The sequence below is a fragment of the Streptomyces kebangsaanensis genome, from assembly GCF_001906585.1.
Classification (GTDB): Bacteria; Actinomycetota; Actinomycetes; order Streptomycetales; family Streptomycetaceae; genus Streptomyces; species Streptomyces kebangsaanensis.
In genome coordinates this window covers 20,411-28,798 of the sequence record NZ_JUJA01000113.1, presented here as the reverse complement: position 1 = coordinate 28,798, position 8,388 = coordinate 20,411, and the positions used below count along the sequence as shown (strand labels likewise).

The window sequence follows — 8,388 nt, the reverse complement described above, 5'->3', positions numbered from 1 at the left end:
TCCCGGCCGCGGAGGCGGGGGGCGCGGGGTCCGTCCGGGGCTGCTCCGTCCGTGCCTCGCGGCGGGCCAGGGCAGCCCGCAGTGCCTCGCGTGCGGCGTCGGCGGGACGTGCTCCCGCCGGGTGCCGCGGTTCGCCACGGCCGCCGCCGGGCGGCTCTCCCGCCGCCGCGTCGCCCGGGTGCTCCGGGGGATGCGGCGTCGGCGTCGAGCCGTCGGCGGTGTTCTCCGGGGGTGCCGCCGGTGCCTCCTCGGCCGCGTCGTCCTCGGCGCGGCTGTCACGCAGGGTGGACCGCGCGTGCCGCAGGGCGTCCCGTGCGGCGTCGCCCGGCCGGTCCGTCCCGGCCGGCGGTACGCACTCGGGGCGGGCGGGCTCCCGGGGGGCCGCGGCCGGGGGTTCTTGCCGGCGGGCGGCCCGCAGGGCTCGGCGGGCCTCGTCGGCGGGGCGGTCGTCCATCAGGTCTCCCTCCGCAGCGAGACCAGGTCGGACAGCTCGCGGTCGGTCAGTTCGGTGAGGGCCGACTCGCCGGTGCCGAGGATCGCGTCGGCCAGGGCGCGCTTGGTGGCGAGCATCTCGGCGATGCGGTCCTCGACGGTGCCCTCGGTGATCAGGCGGTGGACCTGGACCGGCTGGGTCTGGCCGATGCGGTAGGCGCGGTCGGTGGCCTGCTCCTCGACCGCCGGGTTCCACCAGCGGTCGAAGTGGACGACGTGGCCGGCGCGGGTGAGGTTCAGTCCGGTGCCGGCCGCCTTCAGCGAGAGGACGAGGATCGGGGCGGCGCCGCTCTGGAAGCGGTCCACCATGCGCTCGCGCTCCGGGACCGGCGTACCGCCGTGAAGGAGGTCGACGGGAACCGCGCGGGCGCCGAGGTGGGAGGTGATCAGGCGGGCCATGCCGACGTACTGGGTGAACACCAGCGCCGAGCCGTCCTCGGCGAGCAGGGTGTCCATCAGCTCGTCCAGCAGGGCGAGTTTGCCGGAGCGGGCCGACCGGCGGTCGCCGGCCGGCGGGTGCTCCTCCTTCAGGTACAGGGCCGGGTGGTCGCAGATCTGCTTCAGCGAGGTCAGCAGCTTCAGGACCAGGCCGCGCCGGGCCATGCCCTCTGCCGTCCCGATGGCGAGCATCGACTCGCGCACCACCGCCTCGTACAGCGCGGCCTGCTCCCGGGTGAGCGGCACCGGGTGGTCGGTCTCGGTCTTGGGCGGGAGTTCGGGGACGATGCCCGGGTCGGACTTCCGGCGGCGCAGCAGGAACGGGCGCACCAGCCGGGCCAGGCGCCGTACGGCCTCCTCGTCCTCGCCGGTCTCCACCGCGCGCGCGTGCCGGGCGCGGAAGGACTTCAGCGGGCCGAGGAGTCCGGGGGTGGTCCAGTCGAGGAGGGCCCACAGCTCGGAGAGGTTGTTCTCCACGGGGGTGCCGGTGAGGGCCACGCGCGCGGGGGACGGGATGGTGCGCAGCGCCCTCGCGGTCGCCGAGTAGGGGTTCTTGACGTGCTGGGCCTCGTCGGCGACGACCATGCCCCACGGCTGCCCGGCCAGCAGGGGTGCCGCCGACCGCATGGTGCCGTACGTGGTGAGCACGAAGCCGCCGTCGAGGTCGTCCAGGGTGCGCTCCGGGCCGTGGAAGCGGCGGACGGGGACGCCGGGCGCGAACCGGTTGATCTCCCGCTGCCAGTTGCCCAGCAGGGAGGCCGGGCAGACCACCAGGGTGGGTTCGCCGTGCGCCCGCTTGAGGTGCAGCGCGATGACGGTGACCGTCTTGCCCAGGCCCATGTCGTCGGCGAGGCAGCCGCCGAGGCCGAGGGAGGTCATGAGGTCGAGCCAGGCCAGGCCGCGCAGCTGGTAGTCGCGCAGCGTGGCGTCGAGGCCCGGCGGCGGCTCGGCGGGCGGTACGCCGGCGGTGATCCGGTCCCGCAGGGCCGCCAGCGCGCCGGCCGGCACCGCCTCGACCGTCTCGCCGTCGACCTCCGCGGTGCCGGTGAGGGCGACGGACAGCGCGTCCACGGGGTCGAGCAGCCCCAGGTCGCGCTTGCGGGCCTTGCGGACGAGGGCCGGGTCGACGAGCACCCAGCGGTCCCGCAGCCGCACCACCGGGCGGTGCGCCTCGGCGAGCGCGTCCATCTCGGCGTCGGTGAGCGGGTCGTCGCCGAGCGCCAGCTGCCACTGGAACCGCAGCAGGTCCTCGCTCTCGAAGAAGCCCGTGCCGTCGGTCGCCGAGCCCGGCGCGGGCCGTACCACCGCGGCGGCGGTGAGGTCCTGCGCCAGGTCGCGCGGCCAGTGCACGGCGACTCCGGCCGCGGCGAGCCGGGTCGCGGCCACGCCGAGCAGTTCGCCCACCTCGTCCTCGGACAGGGCGAGCACGTCGGGCACGTCCTGCTCGCGGAGCCGGTCCAGCGGCGGCCAGACGCGGGCCGCGCGCCGTACGGCCAGGGCGGCGTCCACGCGTGCGCGTGGGCCGAACGCCGTGTCCGCCTCGCCCGCCCACAGGGCCGCCGCGTCGGCGACGAGGGTGGGGTCGGCGAGGCTGTGCACCTGGACGACCGCCGCTCCCGCGGCGCGCGCCGCGCCGTCGGCGCCGTCCCGGTCGTCGAACAGGTCGTACGCCGACAGGTCCAGCCGCAGCGAGATCCGTACGCCCGCGTCCATGCCGGCGGCGACCTCGGCGGCCCAGTCCTGGGCGTGCGGCAGGTGCTGCGGCCGGCGGTCGGCGAAGGGCTTCCCGCAGGTGTGGGGCGCGGCCGGGGTGCGGGGCAGGGTGTCGGCGACCGCGTCGAGGAAGGTGCGCAGCAGCGCCTCCGGCTCGGGCAGCCGGAGAGGACCCGGGCCGGACAGCGGGACCGCGTGGCCCTCGTACGGCAGGGCGGCGGCGATCGCGCGCAGGTGGGCGATGTCGTCCGGGTCGAGGGGGCCCGCGCGCCAGGCGTCGTGTCCGGCGGCGGTCAGGCCGGGCAGCAGCCGTCCACGGGCGGCGAGCCGCAGGGCGTGCAGTGCGGCGGCACCCCAGCAGGCGGTGGCGGGGTGGGCCGCCGGGTCGTGCCGGGCCCGCACGAGGTGGGGCAGCGCCTCCTCGATCGGCAGCGACAGCGCGGGGGCTCTCCTGCGGCGGGCACCGGTCCCGTGCCGCCGTACGACGGTCAGCTCCGTGTGCGCGGGCCGGTGGCCGGCGGGGCCGTCCGCCGGCCACACCTCGCCGTCCGGGTCCCAGAAGGCGAGGCGTCCCTCGCGCGGCAGGGGTGCGGGCAGGAAGACGGCGGCGAGCCGCACGGACACGCCGTCCGCCGCCTCGTCCGTCTCCGCCACGGCCACCTCGCTCATACGTCCTGTCACCTGCCGCTCACCGGTCGGGTCAGTCGTCTCCGACGATACGGGCGGGGTCTGACAACCGGTCCCGTCGGCAGCCGTCTCCGGCTCCGTCAGGGCACGGTCCGGGAGACGACGTAGACCATCGGCAGGACCGGGTCGGACATGTCGACGACGACGTCCTGGGTGGGGGCGGGGTTCTTCTGCTTGTGCGTGAGGCCCCACCACGGGCCCGGCTCCGTGAACGTCCAGTGGGTGACCTGCCGGTCACGGGCGCTGATGGTGATGTCGTCCTTCTTCAGGTCGCCCCGGTTGACGCCCACGGCCTCGAGGAAGGTGTCCAGGCCGGCCTGGGTGGTCCGGAACTGGACGTAGAGGCGGCTGGTCTTCCAGTTGTTCGTCTCGTACGAGGCGACCCGGTCGGCCGGGTGCGGTATCGGCACCTGGTAGAGGCGGCGCTGCACCTTGGCCGGGTAGGTGGGGGTGAGGCCGGTCGCCGAGTACTTGGCCTCCTTGTTCTTGCCGCTGTCGCGGCTCTGGTTGGCCGAGATCACCAGGTAGCCGGCCGGGACGCCGATGAGCAGCACGATGATCAGCAGGGTGAGGGCCCTGCGGCGGATGCGGTGGCGGCGGTCCTCGGCGCGCGGGGGTCGTGGCCCGCCCGGGGGCGCCGCCTGGCGTGGCAGCGACATCGTCACAGCGCCTCCCGGGCCGCCCGCCGTGCCTCCGCGTACCGCTCGTAGCGCTCGTACCGCTCGACCCGGCGCCGCTTGGCCCGCCGGAAACGGCGGGCGACCAGCCGGGCGAGGTCGGCGGCGCCGACCATGCCGGCCTCGGGGCCCAGCTGGGCGCGGGCGATACGGGCCTCGGGGCGGTAGCCGCGGCCGGTGAGGTGGCGTTTGAAGGCGTCCCTGGCGGGTCCGATCAGCAGGTCGTCGGCCGCGGAGACGCCGCCGCCGATGACGAAGCAGGACGGGTCGAGGGCGGCGGCGAGGTTGGCGATGCCGACGCCGAGCCACTGGCCGATGTCCTCGAGCAGTTCGATGCACATGGCGTCGCCCTCGCGGGCCAGCTCGGTGATCATCGGGCCGGTGATGGCGGAGATGTCCCCTTTGACGTGCTCGATGATCCCGTAGGCGACCGGGGAGTCGGCCGCGGCCAGCTCGCGCGCCTCGCGCACCAGGGCGTTGCCGGAGCTGTACTGCTCCCAGCAACCCCGGTTGCCGCACGGGCAGCGGTGACCGCCGGGCACGACCTGCATGTGCCCGAACTCGCCGGCCACGCCGTACTTGCCCCGCTTGACCCGGCCGTCCTCCAGGATGGCGCCGCCGATGCCGGTGCCCAGCGTGATCATGACGAGGTGGTCCTCGTCACGGCCCGCGCCGAAGCGCCACTCGGCCCAGGCGGCGGCGTTGGCGTCGTTGTCGACCAGGACCGGCACGGACAGGCGGTCGGAGAGGCGGTCGCGCAACGGCTCGTTGCGCCAGGACAGGTGGGGTGCGAACAGTACGCGGTTGCGGTCGGCGTCGACCCAGCCGGCCGCGCCGATGCCGACCGCGTGCACGTCGTGCCGGTCGGACAGGTCCAGGACCAGCTCGACGATGGTGTCCTCGACGACCCTCGGACTCTTGGACTTGTCCGGGGTCTCCGTGCGGAGCCTCTCCAGGATGTTGCCGTCGGCGTCGACGACGCCCGCCATCACCTTGGTGCCGCCGATGTCGATGCCCACCGTGGGCACGCGGGGTGCGGTCAGGTGGGAGCGGCGCTCCCGGGTGCCCACGGTGCGCAGTACGGGGGCGCGGCGGGAGCCGATGGGGGCGGTGAGGTCGCGGTAGGTGCTCATCGGGGCCGATTCTGCCGCACGCCGGGTAAGGGTGCGGTACGGGGGAGCGTGGGGGCGGGTGCGGTGCGCTGCCGGGTGCGGGTTCGTCGTGGCCGGGCGCGCCCACGCGGCGGAGCCGCACATCGGCGCGGTCCCGCGCCCCTCAGGTTTCCCGCAGCTCATGGCGTAGGTCGTCCAGCTCGTCGCCGCCCGCCATCTGGCGGGTCAGCTCGTCCAGGGTGATCCCGTCACGTGTGTGGCTGCCCGCCATCGTGCCCCGCTTCAGCAGGACGAACCTGTCCCCCACCAGGTACGCGTGATGCGGATTGTGGGTGATCAAGACAACGCCCAGGCCCTGGTCTCGTGCCGCCGCCACATACTTCAGCACCACGCCCGACTGCTTCACGCCGAGCGCCGCCGTGGGTTCGTCGAGGACGAGGACCTTCGCGCCGAAGTGCACCGCGCGCGCGATCGCCACGCACTGGCGTTCGCCGCCCGAAAGGGTGCCGATGGGCTGGTCGACATCGCGCAGGTCGATGCCCATCCGCAGCAGTTCGGCCCGCGCCGTCCTGCGCATGAGGCCGACGTCCAGGCGCTTGAGAGGACCGGTTCCCCTGCGGGGCTCGGAGCCGAGGAAGAAGTTCCGCCAGACCGGCATGAGGCCCACGACCGCCAGGTCCTGGTACACCGTGGCGATGCCGCGGTCCAGGGCGTCGCGCGGCGAGGTGAGCCGGGTCTCCTCGCCCTCGACGCGCAGGACACCGTCGTCGTGCCGGTGCAGTCCGGCGATGATTTTGATCAGGGTCGACTTGCCGGCGCCGTTGTCGCCCAGGACACAGGTGATCTCCCCGGCGCGCACCTCCAGGGAGACGCCCTCCAGGGCGCGGACGGTGCCGTAGTGCTTGCTGACGCCGGACAGCTCCACCAGGGCCGTACGTGCTTCGGTCCGCGTCATTTCGCGGCCTCCGCCCGCCTGCGGACCCAGGTGTTGAGCAGGGTCGCGAGGAGCAGCATCGCTCCGAGGAAGAACTTGAACCAGTCGGGGTTCCACTCGGCGAAGACGATGCCCTTGCTGGTCATGCCGAACAGGAGCGCGCCGACCGCCGAGCCGATGGCGCTGCCGTGGCCGCCGGTGATCAGACAGCCGCCGATGACGGCGGCGATGATGTAGATCAGCTCGTTGCCGACGCCCTCGCCGGACTGCACCGCGTCGAAGGAGAAGAGCAGGTGCTGCCCGGAGATCCAGGCGCCGAGGGCCACGCCCATGTAGAGGCCGGTCTTGGTCCTGGCGACCGGTACGCCGACGGCGCGGGCCGCGTCCTTGTTGCCGCCGACCGCGAAGATCCAGTTGCCGGTGCGGGTGCGCAGCAGGATCCAGGAGGCGAGGGCGACCAGGCCGAGCCACCACAGGATGGTGACCTTGAAGTCGACGCCGCCGACCGTGAGGGTGGAGGCGAAGACGGCGCGGGCGCTGGGGAAGCCCTCCATGTCGGCGATCGTCCTGGTGGAGACGGTGCCGCCGATCAGCTTGGTGAGGCCGAGGTTCATGCCGGTCAGCATCAGGAAGGTGCCCAGCGTGACGATGAAGCTGGGCAGTCCGGTCCGGGTGAGCAGGTAGCCGTTGAAGGCGCCGATCACCAGGGTGACCAGCAGGGACACGCCGATGCCGACCCAGACGTTGGCGGTCATCTGGTAGCTGAACATCGACGAGACCAGCGCGGAGGAGGTCACCGTCACGCCCGCCGACAGGTCGAACTCGCCGCCGATCATCAGCAGTGCGACCGGGACCGCCATGATGCCGATGACCGAGGAGGCGTACAGGACGGTGCTGAGGCTGGAGGCGCGCAGGAAGCCGTCGGCGGCGAGGGCGAAGAAGACGAAGACGGCGATCGCGCCGACGACCGAGCCGAGCTCGGGCCGGGTGAGGAGCTTTCGCAGCGGTGAGCTCCGCAGAATCCTTTCGCCAGCCCTTCCGCCGCCCCTTCCGTCAGTTCTTCCGTCCTTGTCCTCGCCGTTCCCACCGGCGGAGGCGGCGGACCGGTCCGTGGTCGTCGTGCTCATCGGGTGCCCCGCTTCGTGTACTCCTCCAGCGCGGCGGCCTGGTCCTTGGTGACGACCTGCGGCCCGGTGAGCACCGGCCTGCCGCCGCCGAGGACGTCGGCGTTGTACTTGTAGAGCCACAGCAGGTCGACGGCCTGGTAGCCCTGGAGGTAGGGCTGCTGGTCGACGGCGAAGCCGAGCGTGCCGCTCCTGAGCCCGGCGGCGACCTTGGCGTTGAGGTCGAAGGTGTCGATCTCGGCCCTGCTGTCCGCGTCGGCCCTCGCCTGCACGGCGGTGTCCGCGTACGGGGCGCCGAGGGTGACGACCGCGTCGACGGACTTGTCCGTCTGGAGCCTGGCTCCGATCGCGGACCGCACGTCGGGCATGTTGGTGCCGTTGACGTAGAGGTTCTCGACCGTGCCGGAGAAGGTCTTCGCCACGCCGGCGCAGCGCTGCTCGTGGCCGACGTTGCCCTGTTCGTGCAGGACGCAGAGCACCTTCTTCCTCCCGCGTCCGGTCAGCTCCTCCCCCACGGCCTCGCCGGCGACGGTCTCGTCCTGGCCGACGTGGGTGAGCGCGCCGTACGCCTTGGACTCGGCGGACCCGGAGTTGACCGTGATCACCGGGATCCCGGCCTTCCCGGCGCGGGCCACGGCGGCCTTCAGCGCGTCGGGCTTGGCGAGCGTGACGATGATGCCGTCGACCTTCTTGTCGATCGCGGCGTCCACGAGCTGGGCCTGCTGCTGGGCCTCGGCGTGGTGCGAGTACAGGAAGTTGACGTTGTCCTTGACCGCGGCCTGCTCGGCACCGCTCTGCACGATGTCCCAGAACGTGTCGCCGTCACCGGAGTGCGTGATCATCGCGAAGGTCCAGCGGGGGGTGTTCACCGCGGCCCCGCCCTGGGCCGCGGCGGCCTTGCGGGCATCCTCCGCGCGTTTGCCGCCGGTGCTGCTGCAGCCCGCCAGCGACACCGACAGTGTCCCTGCCAGCGCGATGACTGCCCAGGTTGGAAACCGTGCCACGAGGCCGTGCCCTTCTTCCTGTGTTCGAACGTGCGCACGGGGCTGATGGAGAACCCACCAGCCCCGATCGTCCCATTATCGAACACCGGAATCTTCGGTTCCGCGGCCGGGGAGCGGTGGCGGGTCAGATTGTCCGGACATGGAGAGCTCCCCGGACGCGCGACGCCTGCCGCGGACGCGCGACGGGCGGGCGCCTTCCGCCGGGTG

6 protein-coding genes and 1 pseudogene are annotated in these 8,388 nt (G+C 73.4%); all 7 read right to left on the bottom strand.

The features are described 5' to 3' along the window. A pseudogene (locus RH94_RS16790) lies at nucleotides 1-454 on the bottom strand (hypothetical protein); the annotation flags it as partial. After that, nucleotides 454-3,312, bottom strand: coding sequence for a DEAD/DEAH box helicase (locus tag RH94_RS16785; RefSeq protein ID WP_073948402.1), 2,859 nt, complete (start codon nucleotides 3,310-3,312; stop codon nucleotides 454-456). The pseudogene RH94_RS16790 and the gene RH94_RS16785, both read right to left, overlap by 1 nt. Before the next feature lie 98 nt (nucleotides 3,313-3,410). Further along, complete coding sequence (locus RH94_RS16780) at nucleotides 3,411-3,995, bottom strand: sugar kinase (RefSeq protein WP_073948401.1); 585 nt, start codon at nucleotides 3,993-3,995, stop codon at nucleotides 3,411-3,413. Further along, a complete protein-coding gene (locus RH94_RS16775) occupies nucleotides 3,992-5,140 on the bottom strand; it encodes an ROK family glucokinase (protein ID WP_073948400.1) in 1,149 nt (382 codons plus the stop codon). Before RH94_RS16775 ends, RH94_RS16780 begins: the two co-directional genes overlap by 4 nt. A 142-nt stretch (nucleotides 5,141-5,282) precedes the next feature. Then, entirely contained in the window at nucleotides 5,283-6,074 is a 792-nt protein-coding gene (locus RH94_RS16770; RefSeq protein WP_073948399.1) for an ATP-binding cassette domain-containing protein, read from the bottom strand. Then, nucleotides 6,071-7,180 carry an ABC transporter permease gene (locus tag RH94_RS16765; protein WP_079189069.1) on the bottom strand — a complete coding sequence of 370 codons (1,110 nt, stop codon included), beginning with the start codon at nucleotides 7,178-7,180 and terminating at the stop codon, nucleotides 6,071-6,073. The genes RH94_RS16770 and RH94_RS16765 overlap by 4 nt, the downstream gene beginning before the upstream one ends. Further along, nucleotides 7,177-8,181: a sugar ABC transporter substrate-binding protein gene (locus RH94_RS16760; protein ID WP_073948398.1), complete on the bottom strand. Its 1,005-nt coding sequence runs from the start codon at nucleotides 8,179-8,181 to the stop codon at nucleotides 7,177-7,179. The genes RH94_RS16765 and RH94_RS16760 overlap by 4 nt, the downstream gene beginning before the upstream one ends. Nucleotides 8,182-8,388: the final 207 nt, after the last annotated feature.

Excerpts from the sequence above, each read along its gene's own strand:
- RH94_RS16785 (WP_073948402.1), bottom strand. The coding sequence starts at position 3,312 with ATGAGCGAGGTGGCCGTGGCGGAGACGGACGAGGCGGCGGACGGCGTG.
- RH94_RS16775 (WP_073948400.1), bottom strand. The coding sequence starts at position 5,140 with ATGAGCACCTACCGCGACCTCACCGCCCCCATCGGCTCCCGCCGCGCC.
- RH94_RS16770 (WP_073948399.1), bottom strand. The coding sequence starts at position 6,074 with ATGACGCGGACCGAAGCACGTACGGCCCTGGTGGAGCTGTCCGGCGTC.
- RH94_RS16765 (WP_079189069.1), bottom strand. The coding sequence starts at position 7,180 with ATGAGCACGACGACCACGGACCGGTCCGCCGCCTCCGCCGGTGGGAAC.